Here is a 23,183-nt window from a genome sequence, read left to right on the forward strand (position 1 = left end):
GGCGACTGAGCCGACCTCACGAAGCAATCGCACATTCTGTGCGACCACCCGACACGCTCCGTGGACATTCTATGAAGGCCCGATCCGCCGCCGGAAGTAAGGAGTGCCCGTGGACACCTTCGCGCGGCTGCTGAAGGAGAGCTGGACCCTGGTCGAGGGGAATCGCGTCCGGCTGACCGAGCACTTCTACGCCCGGCTCTTCCTTCTCGATCCCGAGCTGCGCAAGCTCTTCCCGGTGCAGATGGCCGGGCAGGGCGACCGGCTGTTCGAAGCGATCATCGCGGCGATCCACACCGTGGACGACCCGGAGAGCTTCGACGAGTTCCTCCGCGCGCTCGGCCGGGACCACCGCAAGTACCACGTCGACGCGGCCCACTACGACACGATGGGCCAGGCGTTGCTCGACTCGCTGCGCAGCACCGCCGGGGAGAGCTGGAACCTGGCGTACGACCAGGCGTGGCGGGACGCGTACGCGGCGATCGTGGAGAAGATGCTCGCCGGGGCGGCGGCGGACGGCAACCCACCGTTCTGGCACGCCGAGGTGCTGACCCACCGGCGGTACGGGTCGGACACCGCCGTCTTCACCTGCCAGGCGCTGCAACATCCACTCTCCTGGAAGGCGGGGCAGTACGTCAGCGTGGAGGCGCCCCGCTACCACCCCCGGGTGTGGCGGACGTACTCGGTGGCCAACGCCCCGAACGACGACAACGTGCTGGAGTTCCACATCCGTACGCCCGAGGGCGCCGGTTGGTTGTCCGGGGCCCTGGTTCGCCGGCTGAAGCCGGGCGACCTGCTGCGGGTGGCCGCGCCGATGGGCTCGATGACGCTGGACCAGTCGTCGGAGCGGGACGTCCTCTGCGTCGCCGGCGGCGTGGGGCTGGCCCCGATCAAGGCGCTGGTGGAGGAGTTGACCCGCGTCAACCAGACCCGCTGGGTGCACGTCTTCTACGGTGCCCGTACCGAGGCGGAGCTTTACGGTCTCGACGGGTTGCAGGAACTGGTGGCGGAACACCCGTGGCTGTCGGTCACTGCCGCGTGCGGCGACGACCCGGATTTCGACGGCGAACGGGGCGACATCCCCGACGTGGTGGCCCGCTACGGCCCTTGGACGGCGCACGACTGCTACGTCTCCGGTTCCGCGCCGATGGTCCGCTCCACCTTGCGGGTACTCGCCGCCGACGACGTTCCCCCCCAGCACATCCGATACGACACCTTCGGCAACCTGTAGAGCTTTCCTCCCCCCGCACCGGGGCGCGTGCCCCTGCCCCCTGGGGCACGCGCCCCGGTCCCCCGATCGGGCGGACCGCCACCGCCCCGCACGACCATGTCCGCCCACCGTCGTTCCCCATCGGGCGGGCATGGTCGTGCCAGGGATCGGTCGTGCCGGGAGCGCTCAGTACCGCCAGGGGTGGCCGGACTCGCGGTACTCCTCGATCGGTACCAGCGGCACCCCCGGTGCCATCCGGTCGACGTAGAGCCGGCCGTCCAGGTGGTCGACCTCGTGCGCCACCAGCCGGGCCATGCCGAACTCGAACGAGGTGATCACGCGGCCGCCGTCGAGCTGGGCGTGTTCCACGTCCAGTCGTAGCGGTCGTGGCACCAGCCCGCGGTGGTCGAAGAAGGAGAGGCAACCCTCGTACTGCTCGTCGGTGTCGACGGAGGTGTCGACCACCCGGGGGTTGAGCAGCACCACGGGCTCGGCGGTCCGGTCGGGCGGGCGGACCACGGCAGCCGCGCGGTCGATGCCGAGTTGCGGCGCGGCGATCCCCACCCCCTTCGCGAACGGATGCAGTTCGTCGAGGCGGGCCAGCGCGGTGACCAGCCGGTCGACGGTTTCCCGGGCGATCGCCTCCTCGGCCGGTAGGTCGAACGGGCGGGCCGGCTGGCGCAGCAGGTCCGCGCCGCGCTGGACGATGCCGAGCGCGCGCATCCGCTCGGACGGTCTGATCCGGTCGACCTCCGGCTCGGGTTCCTGCTCCGCGCGGAACCGCCACTGCAACCGGTACCGGGCGTTCAGCGGCGGTTCGTCGGTCGCCCATTCGAAGATCGCCCGTGCTCCCTCGTCGTGCCGGACGATCGCCGTACGCAACGGCCCCTCCTCCGCCGAGAGTGAGGTCTCCGCACCCCAGACCTGCGGGTCCAGTTCGGCCGGCAGGTCCACCCGGATGGCCAGGTGACGGGTTGGTACGCGGACCGCCCGCTGGAACCACGAGCCCCACTTGTCCCGCCCGACCAGGTACGTGTACTCGATGGTGGCGCGCCGGCCGGGGTAGAGCGGGAAACGCCGTTCGGCGTTCTCGAAGAGCAGCCAGATCTCCTTGAACGCGTCCCGGTCGTGCTTGGCCCGCCAGTGCATGGCCTCCTGCTCGCCGCCCTCCTCCCGGCACGCGCGCAGGTTCAGCTCGGCGAAGGTGAGCGGGCGTTCCCGGTGGTGCCGGTTGGATCGGCCCGGATCGTTGGGGTAGCGGTCGACGGCGACCCGGACCAGGTAGCGGGTGACGGGCTCGGTGCCGGCGTTGTACAGCTCCCGGCGGATGACGCAGCGGTAGCCGGTGCCGGTGTGGGTCAGGATGGCCGTCTCGCGTTCGACGATCAGGCCGGTGCCGGGCGGCAACCACCGGTCGGGCGGGATGGGCTCCCGCTGGCTGCGCTCGACGCGCGCGTGGCGCAGGTGGTCGTACTCCCGGAAGCGCTGCCAGATCGCGCCGCTGGCCTCCAGGACGGCCTCGGCCCGGCGCGCGAAGTCCTCGGTGGGTCGGTGTCGCCGCCCTTCCACGTGGCTGACGTAGGAGGGGTCGAAGCCCATCAGGGTCGCCAGTTGCTTCTTGGACAGCCCCCGCTCCGTCCGGTGCCGAGCGAGTTCGGCGGCGAAGGAGTCGGCAGCCCGATCGAGCGGTGAGGTCGTCATCAGCTTCCTCGTGGCCGGGAGTACAAGTTTCACGTTTGGCCATCGGGTACGCACAGGTACTGGCACCTTCTCGACAAGATGCTTGACCCGTGAGCGCTTTCTGCCGATACTGCGCCGAGTTCCCGAGCCCGCACGCTGAGTGATCATGCTGGCGGCAGGTGATCCGGACCTCTCACCTGCCGTCCCGCCAGGCGTTCCCGACCCCAAGAAGTGTGGTTAGGCTAGCCTTAGTCGGAAGCGGGTACCGGACGGAGGTGGAGCAGGTGACAGCCGCACTGCCCGTCAACACCCCGGCCCCGCCGCTCGCTCCGATCACCGCGACCCTGCGGGCCATGTTCGGCACCGACGTGCTCCCCGGGCTGGCGCCGGGGCTGGTCGTCGACGACGAGGCCGGCTGGTCTCCGGCGACCACCCTGACCGACGGCAGCCGACTGCCGGAGCTGCTCGACTCGGCCGCCCGCCTCTGGGGCGGCACCCCGCACGCCTGCGCCGCACTCGCCTGGAAGGCCTACAGCTACTGGGCGGCGCTGCCGGTGGTGCTCGGCTGGGCCGCCGCCCGGCGGGTGCCGCTGCTCGAATCCAGCGCCACCCTCATCGACTTCTCGGATCGGCGCACGCTGGTGACCCTTGGCCTGCGCCGCTCGATCCCGGTCGCGGTGCTGCCCACCGATCCGCTGGCGCTGACCGGGTCGCCCCGGGTCCAGGTGGTGGCCGACGAGCGGGAGCTGCTCGCGGCGCTGCGCGCCACGCTGTTGGACGCGCATCTGTCCCCGGTGATCACCGCGATCCAGGGCGAGGTCCGCATCGGCGCCCGTACGCTGCTCGGCTCGGTGGCCTCCGGCATCGCGCAGGGGCTGCTGCTGGCCGCCGACGCGCTGCCGGGTTCGGCGGTCGAGGCGGTCGACACGCTGCTCGCCACGCTCGACCTGGCCGACCTGGTGGAACTGGTGCCCGGCCCGAACGGCAAACCCACCGTGCAGCGGCGTACCTGTTGCCTGGCCTTCACCCTGCCCACGCCGAAGGTCTGCCAGGGCTGCTGCATCCGCACCCCCTGACTTGTTTCAGTCGGTCAGCGGGCGGACGTCCCACAGCCACACGCCACCGGTGTGAGTCGGCTGGATCCCGGTCAGCGCGGTCATTCCCGCGCGCAGCGCGTCCGCCTGCTCGTGCGGGTCGAGGATCACCACGCCCGCTCGCCAGTAGCGCAGATCCTCGATTGCGTTCCGCCGGACCTGCGGGGTGACCGTCGGCACCTCGCCGGTGCGTCGGATGCTGGCGAAGAAGCTGCTCGTCGGGCGCGGCGGCGCGGTGAACAGGGCCACCCGGTCCATGCCGGGGCGGGTGTCCGGGCCGAGGAAGTAGCCACGGGCGATCGGCATCGCCAGCCGGGTCTGGGCGGACCAGCGCAGCGGCTCGGTGTAGTCGGTGTCGGGCAGCGGAAGCGTCACCACGCTGCGCCCGCCGGCCAGATACGGTCGCCAGGCACCCGAGGTGACGAATTCGGGGGTTGGTTCGAGGCGTTTGGTCGGCAGCGGGGTGGGCAGCAGCGGCACCAGCGCCATCGCGAGGACGGTCACCGTGCCGAAGCGGATCTGCGACCGCCACCGGGGAAGGGCGGCGGCCAGTTCCCGGACCCGCTCGGTGCCGTACGCGAGCAGCAGCCCGATGATCGGGGTGATGGCCAGCGCCCAGCGGGTCGGCACCACCGAGTGCAGCACGGGCAGGTCCTCCAGCACCGCCCACGGCCCCGGGACGCCGGTCCCCCTGCGCTCGAAGCGGATCTCCCGGCCGAGGGAGAGCACCGCGAAGAGCAGCCCGAGCACCGCCAGGCCGATCACCACCGCGTTGCGACGCAGCCACCACACCAGCGCCGCCACCAGGATCACCAGCGGCCAGCCGAAGAAGGCGTTCTCCTCGGTGGGGTTCTTCGCCAGGCCGGTCGCGCCACGCGCGTCGCCGGCCAAGGACTCGCGGGAGTACGCGAAGAACGAGGCGAGGTCGGTCGAGTAGCCCCGGATCAGCCAGGGCAGCCCACGGTAGGCGCCCGGCCCGAAGAACTGCACGTACAGCGGGTACGCCAACAGCACGCCGGCGATCACCAGGGCCACGCCCAGCCCGGCCAGGAACGGGCGGGCCCGACCGCGCAGCTCGGGCCGACCGATCACCAGCGCGAGGATCACCACGCCGAGACCGATCGCGGTCATCAGCAGAATCTCCAGGTTCAGGAACGCCTGCCAGACGATCACCAGCGCGAGCAGGACACCGTTGCGCGGCCAGCGACCGGGCCCAGCCAGGCGCACGGTACGCCAGATGATCAGGGGCACCACGTACTGCGACACGATGTTGGGGTGCGCGTTGGCGTGCGAGACCACGGCCGGCGCGTACGCGCAGAACGTCGCGCCCAGCCAGGCCGGCCCGCGCGCGCCGACGAGCACCCGGGACAGCACGAAGTACCAGGCGGTCGCCGTGGCGATCATCCCGAGGGTGAGGAAGAGCAGGAAGGCGGTACGAGTGCCGAAAAGCAGGGTGATCGGGGTCATCGGCAGGGAAACGGACAACACCGAGGTGTTCGCCATCAGATTTACCGATTCGGGGACATTCATCCGATCCGACGAGAACGGATAGGCGAATTCCGTGACCACCCGCGCACCGTGCGCCATCATCCATTCGAACTGAGCCATATCGGTAGGGTTGTCCCGAATACCGTCACCGGGATTGCGCCACATTCGAGCGGTGACCCAGAAGGCGAGGGCCACGAAACTCGCCACGGCGGCGACGTCCCGCCCGCACCCGCCGGGCTTCCCGGCAGATCGGCCCGAATCAGGAGTAGTCATAACAATTCGCAGCGTAGTTGCCCGATGCCGTCACCGTGCAGGGTTCGGGACGCTGCCGTAGTATCTGGCGGGTTTGCTGACCACCACCGATCGTGCCCATAACCCCGACCAATTCGGCCACCGCGGGCCCCGATATTCCCGCCGTCCGAGCGGATGGTTCACTCAGTCGGTCCCGGCGCGGGTCGAGTCGTATCGTGAGGAATCGACGCATGGCAGAAATCACTGGGGATCAGCGCGTACAGTCCGAGGTCCTGGAGGGCCTCGCCACCGCGGTCAACCACCGGCGCTGGTTCGTCGAGCTGGCACTGCCCTACCTCGGCGACAACCCGATCGAGATCGGCAGCGGTCTCGGCGACTACGCGCTGGAGTGGGCCGAGCACCTGCCCCGGTTCACCGCCACCGAGGCCGACCCGGACCGCCTGGTCTCGCTCAAGGAGCGACTCGCCGACCAGCCGAGCATCGAGGTACGCCAGATGTTGCTGCCGCACTCGGAGCGCGGCGACTACAGCGCCGCGGTGTCGTACAACGTGCTGGAACACATCGAGGACCACGTCGGAGCGCTGGACAGCATGCGCCAACTGGTCCGGCCCGGCGGTGCGGTGATCATCATCGTGCCGGCGTTCCAGTTCGCGATGAGCCCGGCGGACATCGCGACCGGCCACGTGCGCCGCTACACCAAGAAGACCCTGTCGGCGGCGATGACCGAGGCCGGCCTGCAAGTGGAGAAGATTCACTACGCGAACGCGCTCGGCCTGATCGGCTACTTCATGGCCACCAAGGTCTTCCGGCTGATGCCGAAGGAGGGCCCGATGGTGAAGGTCTACGACACCCTGGTCCTTCCCGCCACCAAGGCCGCCGAGCAGCTGGCCCGTCCCCCCTTCGGCCAATCCGTCTTCGCCGTGGCCCGCACCCCCGCCTGACAGCCCCCTCCTTCGGCGGACCACCTCCCGGAAGCGGTAGTTGATCAAGAGGTTTGCGTCTCCCTTCAGCTGGGATCTGACGCAAACCTCTTGGTCAACACGACCCTTGCCAGGCCCGATGGGCGGCTGGGGTGGGCTGGGTTACTGGGTGATCTGGTAAGTGGGGCGGGTGGTGGCTCGGGCCAGGGTGTGGAAGGCCAGGTTGAAGCCGACATAGGCCGGGGTGGCGTCGGGGGTGACCGCCAGACGCTCCACGTCGAGGGCGTGCACCGCGAAGACGTACCGGTGCGGCCGGTCCCCGGGCGGCGGCGCGGCACCGCCGTAACCCTGCTCGCCGTAGTCGTTGCGCACCGTGAACGCCCCGCGCAGGTCATCGCCGGACGCGCCGCGCGGCAACTCCGTCACGTCGGCCGGCAGGTTGACCAGCACCCAGTGCCAGAATCCACTGCCGGTCGGCGCGTCCGGGTCGAAGCACGTCACCACGAAGCTCTTGGTCTCCGCCGGAAAACCCGACCAGGCAAGCTGCGGTGAGACGTTACCGCCGCCGGTGCTGGGGTGCGCGTGGATCGCGTCCATCGGCTCGCCGTTGCGCACGTCGTCGCTGGTCACGGTGAACGAGGCGACGGTCGGCAGCAGCTCGTACGGGTCCGGGGCGATCGGCCGTTCCAGGGTCATCGACACAGGTCCTTCCGGTGGATGTGTGTGTTGTGCGCACCCTTCATACCCCGCGAGCCGCCCGCATTCGAGCAAACCGCCGCCAAGGGTCGATCACGCACCTGTTCACCGCCCGGACCGCCGCGACGAGTTGAGCACCTGTTTGCCAGTGGGTGAGGGTGTGGTTGCCCGAGATGCCGCGGTGTGCCGCACATCGGTGTCGTCCAGGGCCCGGGCGGTGGGTCACCGCGCGGCTGTTCTGCTCGCACTGCCGTACAGCCGGGTGGGCGTGGGGCGGTGGGGCCTGTCGAGCTGAGGGCACAAGCGGTTCACGGCCGACGGGCCGGGGCTGACCGTGCCGGCCGCAGCGGCTCATGACATGGGTCGGCGAAAGAGGCTTGGCTCCATCGCATGTCAGTTCGGGAGTGCGGAGGGTGTGGGATTCGAACCCACGAGGACGTTGCCGCCCTACCGGTTTTCAAGACCAGCGCCATCGGCCACTAGGCGAACCCTCCCGGGCCACGCACGGCGCGGCCGTGCATAGTCTGCCACGCGCCCGGATCGACGTACGGGCTAGGGCTACCCGATCCGCCGTGATCACTCACCCTCCGTGGCGCCGGAACGAGGCGTGGCACGAACGAGACGTGGAGCGGCGGGCGGATCGGGTAAGACTGAGCCCATGCGTGCGATCACGATCCCTGAGCCTGGCGGACCCGAGGTGCTGAGCTGGAGCGAGGTGCCCGACCCGGAGCCGGGTCCGAGCGAGGTGCTGGTCGACGTGCGGGCCACAGCGGTCAACCGGGCCGACCTGCTGCAACGGCAGGGACACTATCCGCCGCCACCGGGGGCGTCCGCGTACCCCGGATTGGAGTGCTCGGGGGTGGTGAGCGCGACCGGTCCCGAGGTGACCGACTGGCGGGTGGGTGACCAGGTCTGCGCGCTGCTGACCGGCGGTGGGTACGCCGAGCGGGTGGCCGTGCCGGCGGGGCAACTGCTGCCGGTGCCCTCCGGGGTGGACCTGGTCGACGCCGCCGCGCTGCCCGAGGTGGCGTGCACGGTCTGGTCCAATGTGGTTCAGCTGGCCGGCCTGGCGGCAGGCGAGACGCTGCTGGTGCACGGCGGGGGCAGCGGGATCGGCACCTTCGCGATTCAACTCGGCACCGCGCTGGGTGCGACCGTGGTGGTGACCGCCCGATCGGTGAAGCACGACCGGCTGCGGGCTCTGGGCGCCGACCACCTGATCGATTATCGGGAGCAGGACTTCGTCGAGGAGATCCGCAAGGTCACCGACGGGCGGGGCGCGGACGTGGTGCTCGACATCATGGGCGCGTCGTACCTGGGGCGCAACGTCGCGGCCCTGGCCCCCGACGGCCGGCTCGTGGTCATCGGGATGCAGGGCGGACGCAAGGGTGAGCTGGACCTCGGCGCGCTGCTGGCCAAGCGCGGCACCGTGGCGGCCACCGCGCTGCGCTCCCGCCCGCTCGACCAGAAGGCCGCGATCGTCCAAGGCGTACGCGACCAGGTCTGGCCCCTGATCGAGGCCGCCCGAATCCGCCCCGTCATCGACCGCCGCCTGCCGATCACCGAGGCCCCCGCCGCCCACCGCCTGGTCGAGTCCAACGACCACATCGGCAAGGTCCTCCTCACCCTCTAACACCCCCGCCCCGCCCCGTTGATCATGAGGTTAGCGGCAGTTCAGGAGATCGACATCGCCGCTAACCTCATGATCAACCAGATGGGCGGTGGGGGTGGGGGACGGTTAGGCGGGGGCCGGGGCCTTCGTTGGCCAGTTGGTCGCCGGGGTTGTAGAGGGAGCAGCGGCGCAGCGACAGGCAGCCGCAGCCGATGCAGCCGTCCAGGTCGTCCCGGAGGCGGGTGATCAGCCTGATCTTCTCGGTCAGCCCTTCCCGCCAGGCGGTGGAGAGCTGCGCCCAGTCCTCGGCGGTGGGCGTGCGCGAGGCGGGCAGCGAGTCCAGCGCGGACCGGATCTCGTCCAGCGAGACGCCGACCTGCTGCGCGATCCGGATGAACGCCACCCGGCGTAGCTCGCTGCGGTGGTAGCGGCGCTGGTTGCCGCCGGTGCGGTCGGCCCGGATCAGCCCCAGCCGCTCGTAGTAGCGCAGTGCGGAGGGGGCCACCCCACTGCGGGCGGCGAGCTGACCGATGGTGAGAGCTTCCTGCATCACTCTGCCTTGAGTTGAACCTCGCTTCAACTTGCAGGCTATCCGCATGACCTCACTCGCCACCATCACACCCCGGGTCGCCGAGGCCGCCGCGCCACTCGACGGGCGACACAACGCCGGGCGACACGACGCCGCACACACCGCATCGCATCCGGTCGGGGCGCTTTTGGAGCGGATCCGGGCCGGCCGGGAGTTCGGCCCAAACGTCTACTCGACCCTCGATGCCCTCTGGGTGCTCTACGACCGGGTCCTGCGGGTCACCCCCGCGACCGCCGACCATCCCGACCGGGACCGGTTCCTGCTCTCCAAGGGGCACGCGGTCGCCGGCTACTACGCGGTGCTGGCCGCGAAGGGCTTCATTCCCCCCGACTGGCTGGACGACCAGGGCGGGCCGGAGAGCCGGCTCGGCGACCATCCGGACCGCACGCTGGTGCCGGGGGTGGAGATCGGCTCCGGCTCGCTCGGGCACGGCCTCGGCCTGGCGGTCGGCACCGCGCTCGGGCTACGCGCCCAGGGCCTGCTCGACCCGCAGGTGTACGTCCTCCTCGGCGACGCCGAACTGGACGAGGGCTCCAACCACGAGGCGATCGCGTACGCGGGCGCGGCCGGCCTGGCGAACCTGACCGCGATCGTGATCGACAACTCCTCCGCCACGCACGGCTGGCCGGGCGGGGTGGCGAGCCGGTTCACGGTCAACGGGTGGACCGCCGCCACCGTCGACGGGCGGGATCACGAGGCGCTGCACAGCGCGCTCACCGGGCATCACGGCCACCGGCCGCACGTCGTCGTCGCGGTCGTCGAGAACGGGGAACAGCCATGAGAGAGAGCTTCATCGACACCACCACGGCGCTGCTGGCCGAGGATCCGCGTACCGCACTGGTGCTCGCCGACATCTCCGCCGCCGCGTTCGCGCCGGCCGCCCGGTCGCATCCCGACCGGGTGCTCAATGTCGGCATCCGGGAGCAGTTGATGCTGGGCGTCGCCGGTGGGCTGGCGTTGACCGGGCTCCGGCCGATCGTGCACAGCTACGCGCCGTTCCTCGTCGAGCGGGCGTACGAGCAGATCAAGCTCGACCTCGATCACCAGGCGGCGAGCGCGGTGCTGGTCAGCGTGGGTGCCTCGTACGACCGGGCGGCGGCCGGCCGGACCCACCTGAGTCCGGCCGACGTCACGCTGCTCGACACGCTCGCCGACTGGACCGTGCACGTGCCGGGTCATCCGGCCGAGGTTCCCGACCTGCTGCGTACCACCGTGGGCGGTGACGCCTCGGCGTACCTGCGGTTGTCGACGCAGCGCAACGAGCGCCCGTACGGCGGTGGTGGCGACCTGGTGGTGGTGCGGGACGCGGGGGCCGGTGCGGCCCTGCTGGTCGCGGTCGGCCCGGTGCTGGACGCGGCCGTCGCGGCGGCGGCGGACCTACCGGTGACCGTGGCGTACACCCACCGGCCCCGCCCGTTCGACACCGCCGGCCTGCGCGCGCTGGCCGGCAACGAGGTGATCCTGGTCGAGCCCTACCTGGCGGGCACCTCGGCCCGGGTGGTCGCGGCGGCGCTGGCGGACCGGCCGCACCGGCTGCTCGCGCTCGGAGTCGGACGGACCGAGCTTCGGCGTTACGGCTCGGCCGAGGATCACGACCGCTGGCACGGGCTGGATCCGGTCGGGCTGCGCCGCTCGCTGACCGGCTTCCTCACCCCGGCGCTGGTCTGAGGCAGGGACCGGCCGGGCGAGGAAGGCGGGAGGCGCCAGCTACCGGGTGATGCCGGCGGGACGGCGGCGGGCGCGTTCGCGACCGAGGATCCAGATCGCCTCGACACCGTCCCGCCAGGTGATCTTCTTGCCTTCCTCGCGGCCCCGGGCGCGGTAGCTGATCGGCACCTCGAACGGCCGGATCCGGCGGCGCAGGAGCTTGCCGGTCACCTCGGCCTCCATGCCGAAGCCGCGGGAACGGATGTCCAGCGAACGGTAGAGCTCGACCGGCATCAGCTTGAAGCAGGTCTCCAGATCGCTGATGTAGGAGTTGAACAGCACGTTGGCCGCCATCGTGACGCCCTTGTTGCCCATCACGTACCAGAAGCTGTAGGCGCTGTGACTGCCGAAGGTGCGATTGCCGTAAACCACCGTTGCCCGTCCGTCGAGCACCGGGGCAAGCAGCGTGGGGATGTCCTGTGGGTCGTACTCCAGGTCGGCGTCGAGGATGACCAGGTAATCGCCCTCGGCGTTGGCGACGGCCGTCCGAATGGCCGCGCCCTTGCCCGCGTTGCGCTGGTGGGTGATCACCCGCAGCCGGGCGTCGTCGACCCGGCCGAGGATCTCCGAAGTGCCGTCGCGGCTGCCGTCATCGACGACCACGAGTTCGAACTCGCACGGATAGTCGACCGCCAACGCCTGCTTCAGGGCATCCGCGATGCGGTCTTCCTCGTTGTAGACCGGCATGAGGATCGACAGCTTCACGGGATTCTCCACGAGGGCGGCGGTGTATCGGCCATAGCCTAACCTGGCAGCTCGGCGGGATGCTGGCGACCGTCGTGGGAGATCCACGGTCGGACATCCAGGCCGATGGTGTTTACTTCCGGCCATGTCGGCCGCCGGCTTCCCGCTCGTCCTCGCCCCTGTCGTCGCCGTCGTACTGCTCACCGTGGCGTTACGGCCACGGATCGTGGACACCGTCGCGCCCCGGTGGCTCGCGGTGCTCCGGGCGGCCCTGGCCACCGGCGCCTTCGCGGTGCTGACCGTCGAGGTGCTGGGCGTGCTGCGGCTGCTGACGCCGGCCGCGTTCGGCGTGGTGTGGCTGCTCTTCGTCGCGGGTTGCGCGACGGCGGCCGGCTGGCGTCGCCGGTTCGACGCGGCGAGCCGGCCAGCCGGGGCCGCCGCCGGCTGGTGGGCCACGCTCGGCGGCTTCTGGCGTACGGCGAGTCGGGGCGAGCACCTGCTGGCCGGCGCGATCGGCGGGCTGCTCCTGGTCGAGCTGCTGGTCGCCCTGCTGGCCGCGCCGAACAACTTCGACTCGCAGACCTACCACCTGCCGAAGGTGGAGCGTTGGGTGGCCCAGGGCGACCTGACGTTCTGGGCCACGGCGATCCACCGGCAGGTGACCATCCCGCCGGGCGCGGAGTACCTGCTGCTGCATCTACGGTTGTTCACCGGCGGCGACGCGCTGTACAACCTGGTCCAGTGGGCCGCCGGGGTGGGCGCCCTGCTGGCGGTGGCCCGGGTGACGGCACAGCTCGGCGGTGGTCGGCGGGCTCAACTGCTCACCGCGTTCGTGCTGGCCACCACGCCGATGGTGGCTCTCCAGGCGACCAGCACCCAGACCGATCTGGTCTGCGCGGCCTGGGTCGCGTGCACGGCGACGCTGGCCCTGGACGGGCTGCGCCGCCGGGCCGGCCTGGGCGACCTGCTCGCCCTCGGAGCAGCCACCGGGCTGACCGCGCTGACCAAGACCAGCGGCCTGCTCGCGGTGGGACCGTTACTGGCGCTTTGGGGGTTGAGCCAGCTGCGGCTGGCGTACGCCGACCGGCCGGCCGCGCGCCGCGGGATCGCCCGTACGCTCGGCGCCTCACTCTTGATCATGCTGGTGGCCACCACGGTGGTCGGCCCGTTCCTGGGCCGGGTGTACGCCGAGTTCGGCCATCCGCTCGGGCCCGAGCGGCTGCGCGAGTCGATCCCGATGGAACGGCACGACCCGCAGTCCGTGCTGGTGAACGCGCTGCGCATCGGGCACACCGCACTGGACACCCCGCTGGCTCCGCTGCGCGAGGTCGGCGCCGCCGCGGTCGTCGGCCTGGCCGGGCTGATCGGCGTCGAGGCGCAGGACCGCGAGATCACCTTCGGTCAGGAGGTCTTCCCGGTGCCGTCCTGGTACCCGGACGAGGACCGGGTGGCTTTCCCCCTGGCCGGGGCACTGACGCTGATCGGTGCCGTGGCGGCGCTGTCCCGGCCGGCCCGGATCGGTCCCGGAGCGGCCGGGGCGCTGCGCGCGTACGCCCTGGTGATGGTGATCACGGTGGTGCTGCACACCGCGATGATCAAGTGGCAGCCGTGGGGCAACCGGTTGGTGCTCTACGCCCTGGCGGCATCGGTGCCGCTGGCCGGCCTCTGGCTCGACGCCCTCTTCCGCCGCTCGCCCCGTAAGTCCATCGCCAACGAGGCGGGGGGCGCGCAGCGGTCGATCGCCGCGACGCTCGCGGTGACGGTACTGGCCACCTGCGCGCTGGCCGGCGTGCTGGCGGTGTCGTACGGCTTCCCGCGCCGGCTGGTCGGCGCGGGCTCGATCTTCACCACCGCCGAGTGGGAACTGCGCTTCCTGCGGCGTCCGCAGTGGGCGGAGGAGTACCGCTGGGCCGCCGACGCGGTACGGGCCACCGGAGCCAGTCGGATCGGCCTGTCACAGCGCAACGACGACTGGGAGTACCCCTGGTGGCTGCTGCTGCGCGACGCTGACGGCCGGCCGCCCGAGTTGCTGGCGCTGCAGTCCGTCCTGGACGACCGGCCAGCGGCCGATCCGGCGTCGGTGGACGCGATCGTCTGCGTGAACAGTCGCGAACTCTGCGCGGATCTCGTGCCATCCGGTTGGCGCCTGGAGTTCCGCAGCCACGTCGGCTACGCGCTACCCCCTGGGCGCTGACGCGAGGACCGGCCCCGGCGGGCCCCACCCGCGCAGGGTGGCGGATGGCTCGGCGACGGTGGCGAGAACCCGGGGCCGAGTGGTGCGTACCCGGATGCGGAAGGCGTGGTTGAACAGCGCGTCGAGCTGCCACACCTGCTTCGGGTGCTGGGTGTGGATCAGGAAACGCTCCCGGATGCCGTCGATCGCGGTGGCCGCCAGCTCGACCGAGTGCAGGCGCGGATCGGGACTCCAGGTGACGTGGCTCAGCTCGCGCAACTCGGTGTTGAGGTGCAGCCGCAGCCGGTGCAGTATCCGGGTCTGCTGGGTGACCACGAGCCGCCGATGGGTGAGCAGGAGGAGATGGTCGCCGGACATCGGCCGGCCGGGCCGGCTGCACCGGGCGACCACGATGGTGGCATCGCCGGAACCCACACAGCGACGGAACACCGGCATGTGTCGGCTCGCGGTCTGCACCGCCAACCCCGCCTCGGTGGCGGCCGGAAGGAACGTTCGGGAGAAGACGTCCATGCTCTGTCCAACGACGATGCTCGTTGGGTGACGTGGCTTGCACACCTGCTTTCTGCAAATTCCACGCACGGGCACCCGGCCCGTCGGCCGGTGTCGTCAGAGCAGTTCGACGATGGTCGCGTTGGCCATCCCGCCGCCCTCGCACATGGTCTGCAGGCCGTACCGGATGCCGTTGTCGCGCATGTGGGCGAGCATCGTGGTCATGATCCGGGCACCGGATCCGCCGAGCGGATGCCCGAGGGCGATCGCGCCGCCGCGCGGGTTGAGGCGCTCCGGGTCCGCCTCGGTCTCCGCCAACCAGGCCAGCGGCACCGGGGCGAACGCCTCGTTCACCTCGTACACCCCGATCTCCTCAATGCCCAGCCCCGCGCGGCGCAGCGCCTTGGCGGTGGCCGGGATCGGCGCGGTGAGCATGGCGACCGGGTCATCGGCGGCGACCACGGCGGTGTGGATCCGGGCCAGTGGCCGCAGGCCGTGCCGGGCGGCCCACTCGCTCGTGGTGACCGCGAGCGCTGCGGCACCGTCGGAGATCTGCGAGGCGGAGCCGGCGGTGACCACGCCGTCGGGGCGGAAGGGCGTGGCGAGCTCGGCCAGCTTCTCCAACGAGGTGTCCCGCCGTACCCCCTCGTCCACGGCGAACTTGCCGCCGTCGGCGAGCACGACGGGTGCCAGCTCGGCCTCGAAGACCCCCGCGTCCTGGGCGGCGGCGGCCTTGGCGTGGCTGGCCAGGGCGAACTCGTCGAGTTGGGTACGGGACAGGCGCCAGCGTTGGGCGATCAGCTCCGCGCCGACGCCCTGGTTGAACGGCAGCGAGGAATCCTCGGCGACGCCCTCCACACCCCGGTAGCGGGCCACGATCCGCTCGCTGAACGGCAGTCCACCGGCCACGCTGGAGCCCATCGGCACCCGGGTCATCGACTCCACGCCCCCGGCGACGACCAGGTCGGCCTGGCCGGAGAGCACGGTGGCGGCCGCGAAGTGCAGGGCCTGCTGGCTGGAGCCGCACTGCCGGTCCACGGTGGTGCCGGGCACCGACTCGGGCCAGCCGGCAGCCAGCACCGCGTTGCGGGCAATGTTCCACGACTGCTCGCCGACCTGGGACACGCAGCCCCACACCACGTCGTCGACCTGAGCCGGATCGATGCCGGTACGCTCGGCGAGCGCCCGCAGTACATGCGCCGACAGGTCCACCGGATGCACCGCGGCCAAGCTGCCCTTGCGCCGCCCGACCGGGGTGCGCACCGCACCGACGATAACCGCGTCACTCATATCTACTCCCCGGTAACTTAGGCTGTCCCCAATACTACGCGCACCCGGGCAGCAGCGGGCGGGCAGCGGGGGCGGGCTGCCCAGGGCCGCAGGCAGCGGGCGGCTGGTCCGGGGGCGGCTGGCATACAGGTCGGCTGCCCCGGGCCGCAGGCAGCGGGCGGCTGATCGGGGGGCGGCTGGTCCGGGGGCGGCGCTGGCATGCTCATCGGCTGATCCGGGCGGCGCTGGCATGCTGGTCGGCATGTCCTTCGAGACGGTCCCGCGACAATGGCGGGTGCCTCCGGCACTACCGGTGGTCAAGCTGGTCGGAGCGGCCGGCGTACTCGCGCTCGGCATCCTGCTCGCCGAGGGTGACCTGCTCCGGCCGGTGCTCGGTGGGTTGACGGCTGCGCTCCTCGCCGGCTGGGGCGTCCGGGACGTGATCGCGCCGGTGCGCCTGGCGGTGGACCCGGACGGCATCACGGTGCCGGCTGGTTGGCTGGGCCGCCGGCACCTGCCCTGGGCGACGGTGGAGACCATCCGGGTGAACCACCGGCCCGGACGTGGACTCGCCGGACCGGCACTGGAGATCGATGCGTGCGACTCGCTCCACCTGCTCAGCCGGCTCGATCTCAACGCCGAACCCGCCGAGGTCGCCGACGCGTTGCTCGCCGCCCAACCACCGGAGACCGCCCAACCACCAGACACCCCACCGCCAGACACCGCACCGCCAGACAACACCGCACCGCCGGACGGCGTCTAGAGGGAGCGGCAAGCGGCAATAGGTGGTGGCGGTGAGGCGGGTCCAGGCGTGATGGGCGCGATGTCTTGGGGGCGCGATGCCTTGGGCGCCGCGCCTTGGGCGCGCGGTGTCTTGGGGGCGCGGTGTCTGGGGGCGGTGTCTGGGGGCGCAGCGCCTTGGGCGCGGTGCCTGAGGAGCGGACCGCGCAGGTTGCGGCATGTCGGGGTGTTCGGGCACCCAGGGCGGGCACGGGTTGCGGCATATCGGTGTGTCCGGTCCCTTGGGCGGCGCGGGTTACCGCATATCGGGGTTTCCGAGTCGGTTGAGACCGCCAGTTGCGGTGTCCTGTGCGCGGCGTCGCGACTTGCGGTGTCCTGTGCACAGGGCCGCCGGTAGCGGTGTCCTGAGCGCAGGGCCGCGAGTTGCGGCGTCCTGAGCGACGGGGCTGGTTTCGGAGGCGATCGAGTCTGTCCGATCCTCATGTCTCGCCGCCCGGCCGCCTTACGTGCCAGCCCCCCTTCTCGCCACCGCCCTACTGCCACTTGATCGACTCCGTTCCGCCGAGGTGGCGGTGTCCGCCGGGGCGGGATACCGCAGTTTCGCCGAAACGGTGTCGATCAACCCGCACGAGCCCCGCGGCGACCAACCCGCACGGGTCGGGCGGCGGCGATCAAACCGCGCCGGTCAGAGCAGCGCGGCGGTCCGCACCAGGGCCATCCCGAGCAGCGCCACCAGGATGAGCGCGCCACCGCAGGCCTGCACCAACGTCCGGCGCGAGCGCGGGGCGTACGCCAGCACCAGGGCCATCAGTGCGCCGAAGACCAGGCCGCCCAGGTGTCCGGCGATCGAGATGTTCGGCACGACGAACGTGAAGATCAAGTTGATCACCAGGATGGGCACGATGGCCGAGGTGTCCCGGCCCAGCCGCCGCATGATCACGAATATCGCCGCGAACAGGCCGAAGACAGCGGTCGAGGCGCCGGCCGACATCCGGTTGGGCTCAGTGAACAGGTAGATGGCGACGTTACCGCCGAAGCCGGCGATGAAGTACAGCGCGGCGAAGCGCAGCGGGCCGAGGATCGCCTCCAGCGACCGGCCGAGCACCCAGAGCGCCCACATGTTGAGCAGCAGGTGCACCACGCCGTAGTGCAGGAACATCGCGGTGACCAGGCGGTACCACTCGCCCTCGGCGACCCCGCCGATGCTCCCGTCGGGGAACATCGCCCGGCCGAGCACGGCACCCCACTCGGTGAGCGGGGTGCCGCCGCCCAGCAGGCCGCCGAAGCCGGTGCCGCCGGCCGCCGCGTCCCCACCCCGGTCCGCGGCGATGGAGAGCAGCATGACCAGCAGGTTGATGCCGATCAGGACCTTGGTCACGTAGCCGTGCCGGCCGGCGGTACCGCCACCGAAGGCGGTACGCGCCGGCCGCACGCTGCGCCGTCCCTCCGACACGCACTCCGGGCACTGGAAACCGACCGATGCCTCGCGCATGCAGTCCGGGCAGATCGACCGGTCGCAGCGGGTGCATCGGACGTACGTTTCGCGGCCGGGATGGCGGTAGCAGGCCGGGGTGGTCGGTGGGGACTCACTCACCGCTTGCCCCAGGTGCCCGAGCGCTCAGTCATGCGAGCAAAGGTACCTCGCTGCACCGATCAGGTGACCCCGCCGTAGCCCGACTGCCGCGCCCAGGCCCGGCCGGCGGACGGGACGAGCGAAGCCCCGGTCACGCGGACTGACGCTCGATCTCGACGCGCTCGATGACGACGTCCTGCAGCGGCCGGTCACTCGGGCCGGTCGGGGTGTTGGCGATCGTGTCGACCACCTTCACGGACTGCTCGTCGGCCACCTGCCCGAAGATGGTGTGCCGGTTGTTCAGGTGCGGCGTCGGCGAGACGGTGATGAAGAACTGCGAACCGTTGGTGCCCGGCCCGGCGTTCGCCATGGCCAGCAGGTACGGCCGGTCGAAGCGCAGCTCGGGGTGGAACTCGTCGGCAAAGGTGTAGCCGGGCCCACCGCGACCGGTGCCGGTCGGGTCACCCATCTGGATCATGAAGCCGCTGATCACCCGGTGCGAGATGGTGCCGTCGTAGTAGGGACCGCTGCCCGGCTGGCCGGTCCGCGGGTCGGTGTACTGGCGGGTGCCCTCGGCCAACTCGACGAAGTTGCGGACGGTCTTCGGCGCGTGGTTGGGGAAGAGCTCCAGCCGGATCGGGCCGGCGTTGGTGTGCAAGGTGGCGTAGACAGCCTCGGCCACGGGTACTCCTCACTCGTTGGTCAGTTCCATGCGGATCCTCCCATGTGCCCGATCTGGACATGCGGAGGCATCCGAAGGTGGAGGATGAGACAGAGCAACTCCCAGGAGGTGGGACGTGTTTGGAATCGGGCGGCGCAAGACCCAGGGACAACTGGCCCGGGTGGAGCTGAACCGTGGCATCGGTCACCTGCGACAGGCCGCCACGCACGCGGCGCGGGGGGCTGGCGCCACCGTCGGTCCGCGGGTCCACGCGGCCCGGGGTGCCGTGGCACCGGCCGCCATCGTGGTCCGGGACCGCGCATCGAGCGGTTTCGCGACAACGGCCGCCGCGCTCGCGCCGTTGGCTGTGGCGGTGCGTCAGGCACGGATCGAGGCGGCCGGTAAGGCCGTTGCCGGAAAGGCCGCCACCAAGCAGGCCGCAGTCACCAGGAAGGCGAAGAAGATGAAGGCGAAGAAGAAGTCCCGCCGCGGCGGACTCACCATGGCCGGTCTGCTCGCCGCGGGCACGGTGGCCGGGTTGGCCGGCGCGATGGCGCTGCGGCGCTACCGGGAGCAGCAGGTGTGGACGGAGTACGAGACGGGCGCGGCGCTGCAGCCGATGCGCGAGGAGATGGAGACCATCGAGGTGCGTACGTCCGGGCCGGGCAGCGGCAGCAAGGCGTCGATCGCGCCGGCCGGGGCGGGCAGCTCGGCGGTGACCGGTGGCGACGGCGCCTCCACCACCACGGCGACGGCACCATCCAAGATCACCCCGACCGACAAGGTTCCCTCGGTCGCCGAGGGTGCCCGCACGACCAGCGGACGCCCCGCCGACAACGTCGGCAAGGCGGTCAACAAGTCCGCCAGCAACTCCAGCGGCCGCGCCTGACCCTGCCGCTTCCCCACTCTCCTCCGGCCCCGCCGATTCCGCACCTCGGGTCACCGCCCAACCAGGATCGGCGGGGTGGAGGTGGTGGTGGGGCGGGTCAGAGCCAGTCGTTGCGGCGGAACCAGCGGTAGAGGGCCAGGGAGATGGTGAGCATCAGGGCCAGGACCACCGGGTAGCCGTAGGTCACCTTCAGCTCGGGCATGAAGTCGAAGTTCATGCCGTAGATGCCGGCGATCGCGGTCCAGACGGCGGCGATGGCCGCCCACGCCGCGATCTTGCGCATGTCGTTGTTCTGGTCGACCGTCACCTGGGCGAGCCGCGCCTGAAGGATCGAGTTCAGCAGGTCGTCGTACGAGTTGACCTGCTCCACCGTGCGGCTGAGGTGGTCCTGCACGTCGCGGAAGTAGCGGCGTACCTCCTTGGGCACGTCCCGGTTCATCTGCGTGGCGAGCGCGAGCAGCGGGCGCTGCAACGGCATCACCGCCCGCTTGAACTCGACCAGTTCCCGCTTCATCTGGTAGATCCGCTGGATGCGGCCGCTGGCCTGGCGGTCGAAGACCTCCGTCTCCAGCACGTCCATGTCGTCCTCGAGCCGGTCGGCGACCTCCAGGTAGAGATCGACGACCCGGTCGGTGATCGCGTAGGCCACCGCCCAGGGGCCGTGCAGCAGCAAATCCTGCCGGGTCTCGAGTTCCTCCCGGACGGGCGCCAGCCGGCAGGCGTCCCCGTGCCGGACGCTGATCAGGAACTGCGGACCGATGAAGAGCATCACCTGCCCGGTCTCCACCACGTCGGAGTTCTCGGTCAGCTCGGCGTGCTCGCAGTACCGGGCGGTCCGCAGCGCCAGGAAGCTGACCTCGCCGAAGCGCTCCAGCTTGGGTCGCTGCTGGGCCTTGACCGCGTCTTCCACGGCCAGCTCGTGCAGCCCGTAGGTCGCGGCGATCTCGGTCATCTCGGTGAGATCCGGTTCGTGCAGCCCGAGCCAGACGAAGCCGGTCTCGGTGCGGCTGGCCGCGGCCAGCGCCTCGGCGTAGTCCCAGTCCCCGGCCTGCCGCCGGCCGTCGAGGTAGAGCGCGCAGTCGACCGTCGCGCTGCGGCGCGGCTCGGCCGGGTTCCCGGGGGTCCGGGAGCCGTCAGGGCTGAGCCGGCGGGTCACGGCCCGTACCGGTGACCAGTTGCGGGGCCGCAGCACCCGGCCGCCGTCCGGGGCCCCGGCCTGACCGCCGTCGGGGGTCACCCGGTGACCGTCGGTGGAGGTGGCGCGTCCCTGCTGGATTCGATCCGTCATCCCGCCCCCTCCCGCGCCCGGCTTCCGGCTTGCAGGTTACGCCGCCGCGCCGGTCATCGAGACGCCAGCGGAGCAGGACCGGCGCCCTCGGCGAAACAGCGAGACCGTGGAGAACGAGGGGTGGTGCCGGACGGGCCGGACCGCTTCGGGGGGTGAGGGGGCGATCCGGCCCGCCCGGCACCGTGGGGGCGGGGGTTGTGCTGGCTGCGCCCAACACCAGCGTGCGGCCGGGGCCGCGCCGGGGAAGACCGCGACGACCAGCGTCGGCCTGTCATCCGTACGCATGATGAGTGACGCTCGCAGCATTGTGAGCTGCCAGCCGCGCCAGCGGGAGTCCCCGGGCGAGCCGGACCCGTGTTCTGTCAGAAATCTGACAGAAATTCAGCCGCGGACCGCTGCCATCGCCTCGGCCAGCCGCCGGACACCCTCGTCGATCCGGTCGGCGGTCACCGCCGAGTACGCCAGCCGGAGCGCATGCCGCCCACCGTCGATGACGAAGTCACTGCCCTTGACGACCGCGACGCCGCGCTCGGCCGCCGCCGGGGCGAGCTTGTCGACCTCGACGTCCTCGGGCAGCTCGACCCAGAGGAAGTAGCCACCGTCGGGCTCCACGAACTGCGCCTCGGGAATGTGCCGGCGCAGCGACTCGGCGAGCACCCGGGCCCGCTCCCCGAGGGCCGCCCGGACCGTCTCGATCGACCGCTCGATGTCCCCCGACACGCAGAACTGGTGCACGATCGCCTCCGAGACCATGCCCGGGGAGATGTAGAGGCTGGTGGCCTTCTTCGCGATGTCGGCGATCAGGTCCGCCGGGCCCACCAGGTAGCCCACCCGCACTCCGGGGCAGACCGTCTTGGTGAAGCTGGAGGCGTGCACCACGACGTTGCGGGTGTCCATCGACAGCATCGACGGCAGCGGCTCGCCGCGGAACCGGATGTCGGCGTACGGGTCGTCCTCGAAGATCGTGAAGCCGTACTCGGCGGCGAGGTCGAGCAGCTCGCGACGCTTCTCCAGGGACAGCGTGACACCGGCCGGGTTCTGGTAGTTCGGGATGATGTGCGCCAGCCGGGGCCGCACCCCGGACTCCAGCAGCTTGCGCAGTGCGACGGTGTCCAGGCCGTCCGGCTCGACGGCCACGCTGTGCAGGTCGGCGCCGGCCCGCTGGAGGTTGAGCAGGGTGCGGTCGTAGGTCGGCCGCTCCACCACCACCGCGTCACCGGGCCGGACCAGGTGGTCGAAGAGGAAGGCGTCGGCCTGCAACGAACCGTTTGTGATCAACACCTGGTCCGCCTCGACCCCGTGCTTCTCGGCGATCCACCTGCGTAGCGGAAGGTAGCCGACCGAGGTGCCGTACGCGGTCACCCCGGCAGGGTCGGCGTCGAAAGCGCGGACGGCGGCGGCCTTGAGTCCCTCGACATCGACGATGTCCAGCGAGGGGGCCCCACGGGCAAAGGAGATCAGCTGCTCGGCGGTCATGGCTGTTCAGCGTACGGGCGATGGCGGGGCGTACGCGGAAGGCATGGCGATGTCCGCATCCTGAGCCACCGGGACGGGTGAACCCCGGTGCGCGGCGGCTACTGTCTCGGGATGTCCACCGAGCCGCTGCGCTGCGCCGGAGCGCTGATCGTCGACCCCGAGGAACGCCTCTTCTTCCAGCGCCGTTCCCCGCACCGGCGCCTTTTCCCCAACTGCTGGGACATCGTCGGCGGGCACCTCGAACCAGGCGAGACCGTCGAGGAGGCCCTGCGCCGGGAGGTCACCGAGGAGACCGGCTGGCGGGTGTCGGAGATCCTCTGCGAGGTCGGCGAGTACCACTACGTCGGCGACGACGGCCTGGCCCGGATCGAGACCGACTGGCTGGTCCGGGTCGACGGTGACCTGGCCGCGCCCGTGCTGGAGGCGGGGAAGCACACCGAGTACCGCTGGCTCGGCCCCGACGACCTCGACCTGCTCGACGAGCACCGCGACGTCAACGACGGTCTGATCCGGCAGATCGCGGAGCAGGCCTTCACCGTGCTGAGGTCGACCGGTTCGTGAGCGCCTCGGTGCAGCGGGCTCGCGCCGTCGACGGGGCGACACCGTCGGGTCCGCCCCCGCACCGGCAGCACGCTGCGCTGCTGGCCGGCTGACCGGCGGCAGCCGCGTCACGG

At 71.2% G+C, this 23,183-nt stretch carries 21 protein-coding genes and 1 tRNA gene; 10 read left to right on the plus strand and 12 right to left on the minus strand.

What is annotated here, in order from left to right; all coding sequences use genetic code 11:
• Positions 1-109 precede the first annotated feature (109 nt).
• Complete coding sequence (locus IEY61_RS06300; protein ID WP_189041458.1) at positions 110-1,228, plus strand: globin domain-containing protein; 1,119 nt, start codon at positions 110-112, stop codon at positions 1,226-1,228.
• A 165-nt stretch (positions 1,229-1,393) separates the two neighbouring features.
• On the opposite strand, the gene IEY61_RS06305 is transcribed toward IEY61_RS06300, so the two are convergent.
• Positions 1,394-2,908: a peptide deformylase gene (locus IEY61_RS06305; RefSeq protein WP_189041460.1), complete on the minus strand. Its 1,515-nt coding sequence runs from the start codon at positions 2,906-2,908 to the stop codon at positions 1,394-1,396.
• A 332-nt stretch (positions 2,909-3,240) separates the two neighbouring features.
• On the opposite strand from IEY61_RS06305, the gene IEY61_RS06310 reads away from it, so the two are divergent.
• The gene (locus IEY61_RS06310; protein ID WP_189041656.1) at positions 3,241-3,963 is read left to right on the plus strand and encodes a hypothetical protein; all 723 of its coding nucleotides are present in this window, start codon (positions 3,241-3,243) and stop codon (positions 3,961-3,963) included.
• A 6-nt stretch (positions 3,964-3,969) separates the two neighbouring features.
• On the opposite strand, the gene IEY61_RS06315 is transcribed toward IEY61_RS06310, so the two are convergent.
• Complete coding sequence (locus IEY61_RS06315) at positions 3,970-5,742, minus strand: hypothetical protein (RefSeq protein ID WP_189041462.1); 1,773 nt, start codon at positions 5,740-5,742, stop codon at positions 3,970-3,972.
• Between the two features lie 209 nt (positions 5,743-5,951).
• Here IEY61_RS06315 and IEY61_RS06320 point away from each other — a divergent pair, with 209 nt between their 5' ends.
• The gene (locus IEY61_RS06320) at positions 5,952-6,662 is read left to right on the plus strand and encodes a class I SAM-dependent methyltransferase (RefSeq protein ID WP_189041464.1); all 711 of its coding nucleotides are present in this window, start codon (positions 5,952-5,954) and stop codon (positions 6,660-6,662) included.
• Between the two features lie 141 nt (positions 6,663-6,803).
• On the opposite strand, the gene IEY61_RS06325 is transcribed toward IEY61_RS06320, so the two are convergent.
• Together IEY61_RS06325 and IEY61_RS06330 are read right to left on the minus strand one after the other, a co-directional pair.
• A complete protein-coding gene (locus IEY61_RS06325; RefSeq protein ID WP_189041467.1) occupies positions 6,804-7,337 on the minus strand; it encodes a YbhB/YbcL family Raf kinase inhibitor-like protein in 534 nt (177 codons plus the stop codon).
• A gap of 407 nt (positions 7,338-7,744) precedes the next feature.
• Positions 7,745-7,831 (minus strand) — tRNA-Ser (locus tag IEY61_RS06330).
• Positions 7,832-7,995: 164 nt separating this feature from the next.
• Here IEY61_RS06330 and IEY61_RS06335 point away from each other — a divergent pair.
• A complete protein-coding gene (locus IEY61_RS06335; RefSeq protein WP_189041469.1) occupies positions 7,996-8,970 on the plus strand; it encodes an NAD(P)H-quinone oxidoreductase in 975 nt (324 codons plus the stop codon).
• Positions 8,971-9,043: 73 nt separating this feature from the next.
• On the opposite strand, the gene soxR is transcribed toward IEY61_RS06335, so the two are convergent.
• Complete coding sequence (soxR, locus tag IEY61_RS06340) at positions 9,044-9,499, minus strand: redox-sensitive transcriptional activator SoxR (RefSeq protein WP_189041471.1); 456 nt, start codon at positions 9,497-9,499, stop codon at positions 9,044-9,046.
• Positions 9,500-9,545: 46 nt separating this feature from the next.
• Between soxR and IEY61_RS06345 the strand changes: the two genes are divergently transcribed.
• Together IEY61_RS06345 and IEY61_RS06350 are read left to right on the plus strand one after the other, a co-directional pair.
• Positions 9,546-10,319, plus strand: coding sequence for a thiamine pyrophosphate-binding protein (locus IEY61_RS06345; protein ID WP_189041473.1), 774 nt, complete (start codon positions 9,546-9,548; stop codon positions 10,317-10,319).
• Positions 10,316-11,206, plus strand: a complete 891-nt coding sequence (locus IEY61_RS06350; protein ID WP_189041475.1) for a transketolase family protein — start codon at positions 10,316-10,318, stop codon at positions 11,204-11,206. Before IEY61_RS06345 ends, IEY61_RS06350 begins: the two co-directional genes overlap by 4 nt.
• 39 nt (positions 11,207-11,245) lie before the next feature.
• Here the strand turns inward: IEY61_RS06350 and IEY61_RS06355 are convergent, their stop codons facing one another.
• The gene (locus tag IEY61_RS06355; RefSeq protein WP_189041477.1) at positions 11,246-11,950 is read right to left on the minus strand and encodes a glycosyltransferase family 2 protein; all 705 of its coding nucleotides are present in this window, start codon (positions 11,948-11,950) and stop codon (positions 11,246-11,248) included.
• 124 nt (positions 11,951-12,074) lie between these two features.
• Here IEY61_RS06355 and IEY61_RS06360 point away from each other — a divergent pair, with 124 nt between their 5' ends.
• The gene (locus tag IEY61_RS06360) at positions 12,075-14,123 is read left to right on the plus strand and encodes a hypothetical protein (RefSeq protein WP_189041479.1); all 2,049 of its coding nucleotides are present in this window, start codon (positions 12,075-12,077) and stop codon (positions 14,121-14,123) included.
• On the opposite strand, the gene IEY61_RS06365 is transcribed toward IEY61_RS06360, so the two are convergent.
• A complete protein-coding gene (locus IEY61_RS06365; RefSeq protein WP_189041481.1) occupies positions 14,106-14,633 on the minus strand; it encodes a hypothetical protein in 528 nt (175 codons plus the stop codon). The genes IEY61_RS06360 and IEY61_RS06365 overlap by 18 nt on opposite strands.
• 96 nt (positions 14,634-14,729) lie before the next feature.
• On the minus strand, positions 14,730-15,902 hold the full coding sequence (locus IEY61_RS06370) for an acetyl-CoA C-acyltransferase (protein WP_189041483.1): 1,173 nt from the start codon (positions 15,900-15,902) through the stop codon (positions 14,730-14,732).
• A gap of 229 nt (positions 15,903-16,131) precedes the next feature.
• Here IEY61_RS06370 and IEY61_RS06375 point away from each other — a divergent pair, with 229 nt between their 5' ends.
• The gene (locus IEY61_RS06375; RefSeq protein WP_189041485.1) at positions 16,132-16,644 is read left to right on the plus strand and encodes a PH domain-containing protein; all 513 of its coding nucleotides are present in this window, start codon (positions 16,132-16,134) and stop codon (positions 16,642-16,644) included.
• 663 nt (positions 16,645-17,307) lie between these two features.
• Here the strand turns inward: IEY61_RS06375 and IEY61_RS06380 are convergent.
• Together IEY61_RS06380 and IEY61_RS06385 are read right to left on the minus strand one after the other, a co-directional pair.
• Complete coding sequence (locus IEY61_RS06380; RefSeq protein ID WP_189041487.1) at positions 17,308-18,216, minus strand: rhomboid family intramembrane serine protease; 909 nt, start codon at positions 18,214-18,216, stop codon at positions 17,308-17,310.
• Positions 18,217-18,346: 130 nt separating this feature from the next.
• Positions 18,347-18,877: a peptidylprolyl isomerase gene (locus tag IEY61_RS06385; RefSeq protein ID WP_189041489.1), complete on the minus strand. Its 531-nt coding sequence runs from the start codon at positions 18,875-18,877 to the stop codon at positions 18,347-18,349.
• A 115-nt stretch (positions 18,878-18,992) separates the two neighbouring features.
• Between IEY61_RS06385 and IEY61_RS06390 the strand changes: the two genes are divergently transcribed.
• On the plus strand, positions 18,993-19,745 hold the full coding sequence (locus IEY61_RS06390; RefSeq protein WP_189041491.1) for a hypothetical protein: 753 nt from the start codon (positions 18,993-18,995) through the stop codon (positions 19,743-19,745).
• Between the two features lie 97 nt (positions 19,746-19,842).
• Here the strand turns inward: IEY61_RS06390 and corA are convergent, their stop codons facing one another.
• The gene (gene corA, locus IEY61_RS06395; RefSeq protein ID WP_229705738.1) at positions 19,843-20,901 is read right to left on the minus strand and encodes a magnesium/cobalt transporter CorA; all 1,059 of its coding nucleotides are present in this window, start codon (positions 20,899-20,901) and stop codon (positions 19,843-19,845) included.
• Positions 20,902-21,414: 513 nt separating this feature from the next.
• Positions 21,415-22,509: an aminotransferase-like domain-containing protein gene (locus IEY61_RS06400; RefSeq protein WP_189041495.1), complete on the minus strand. Its 1,095-nt coding sequence runs from the start codon at positions 22,507-22,509 to the stop codon at positions 21,415-21,417.
• 111 nt (positions 22,510-22,620) lie between these two features.
• Here IEY61_RS06400 and IEY61_RS06405 point away from each other — a divergent pair, with 111 nt between their 5' ends.
• Positions 22,621-23,070 (plus strand): NUDIX domain-containing protein, encoded by a 450-nt coding sequence (locus IEY61_RS06405; protein WP_189041498.1) that lies wholly within the window; start codon positions 22,621-22,623, stop codon positions 23,068-23,070.
• The last annotated feature ends 113 nt before the right edge of the window (positions 23,071-23,183 follow it).

It is taken from the genome of Micromonospora sonchi, from assembly GCF_014646235.1.
In the GTDB taxonomy this organism is placed as follows: Bacteria; Actinomycetota; Actinomycetes; order Mycobacteriales; family Micromonosporaceae; genus Micromonospora; species Micromonospora sonchi.

Excerpts from the sequence above, each read along its gene's own strand:
- IEY61_RS06305 (WP_189041460.1), bottom strand. The coding sequence starts at position 2,908 with ATGACGACCTCACCGCTCGATCGGGCTGCCGACTCCTTCGCCGCCGAA.
- IEY61_RS06310 (WP_189041656.1), top strand. The coding sequence starts at position 3,241 with ATGTTCGGCACCGACGTGCTCCCCGGGCTGGCGCCGGGGCTGGTCGTC.
- IEY61_RS06315 (WP_189041462.1), bottom strand. The coding sequence starts at position 5,742 with ATGACTACTCCTGATTCGGGCCGATCTGCCGGGAAGCCCGGCGGGTGC.
- IEY61_RS06320 (WP_189041464.1), top strand. The coding sequence starts at position 5,952 with ATGGCAGAAATCACTGGGGATCAGCGCGTACAGTCCGAGGTCCTGGAG.
- IEY61_RS06325 (WP_189041467.1), bottom strand. The coding sequence starts at position 7,337 with ATGACCCTGGAACGGCCGATCGCCCCGGACCCGTACGAGCTGCTGCCG.
- IEY61_RS06335 (WP_189041469.1), top strand. The coding sequence starts at position 7,996 with ATGCGTGCGATCACGATCCCTGAGCCTGGCGGACCCGAGGTGCTGAGC.
- soxR (WP_189041471.1), bottom strand. The coding sequence starts at position 9,499 with ATGCAGGAAGCTCTCACCATCGGTCAGCTCGCCGCCCGCAGTGGGGTG.
- IEY61_RS06345 (WP_189041473.1), top strand. The coding sequence starts at position 9,546 with ATGACCTCACTCGCCACCATCACACCCCGGGTCGCCGAGGCCGCCGCG.
- IEY61_RS06350 (WP_189041475.1), top strand. The coding sequence starts at position 10,316 with ATGAGAGAGAGCTTCATCGACACCACCACGGCGCTGCTGGCCGAGGAT.
- IEY61_RS06360 (WP_189041479.1), top strand. The coding sequence starts at position 12,075 with ATGTCGGCCGCCGGCTTCCCGCTCGTCCTCGCCCCTGTCGTCGCCGTC.
- IEY61_RS06365 (WP_189041481.1), bottom strand. The coding sequence starts at position 14,633 with ATGGACGTCTTCTCCCGAACGTTCCTTCCGGCCGCCACCGAGGCGGGG.
- IEY61_RS06370 (WP_189041483.1), bottom strand. The coding sequence starts at position 15,902 with ATGAGTGACGCGGTTATCGTCGGTGCGGTGCGCACCCCGGTCGGGCGG.
- IEY61_RS06375 (WP_189041485.1), top strand. The coding sequence starts at position 16,132 with ATGCTGGTCGGCATGTCCTTCGAGACGGTCCCGCGACAATGGCGGGTG.
- IEY61_RS06400 (WP_189041495.1), bottom strand. The coding sequence starts at position 22,509 with ATGACCGCCGAGCAGCTGATCTCCTTTGCCCGTGGGGCCCCCTCGCTG.
- IEY61_RS06405 (WP_189041498.1), top strand. The coding sequence starts at position 22,621 with ATGTCCACCGAGCCGCTGCGCTGCGCCGGAGCGCTGATCGTCGACCCC.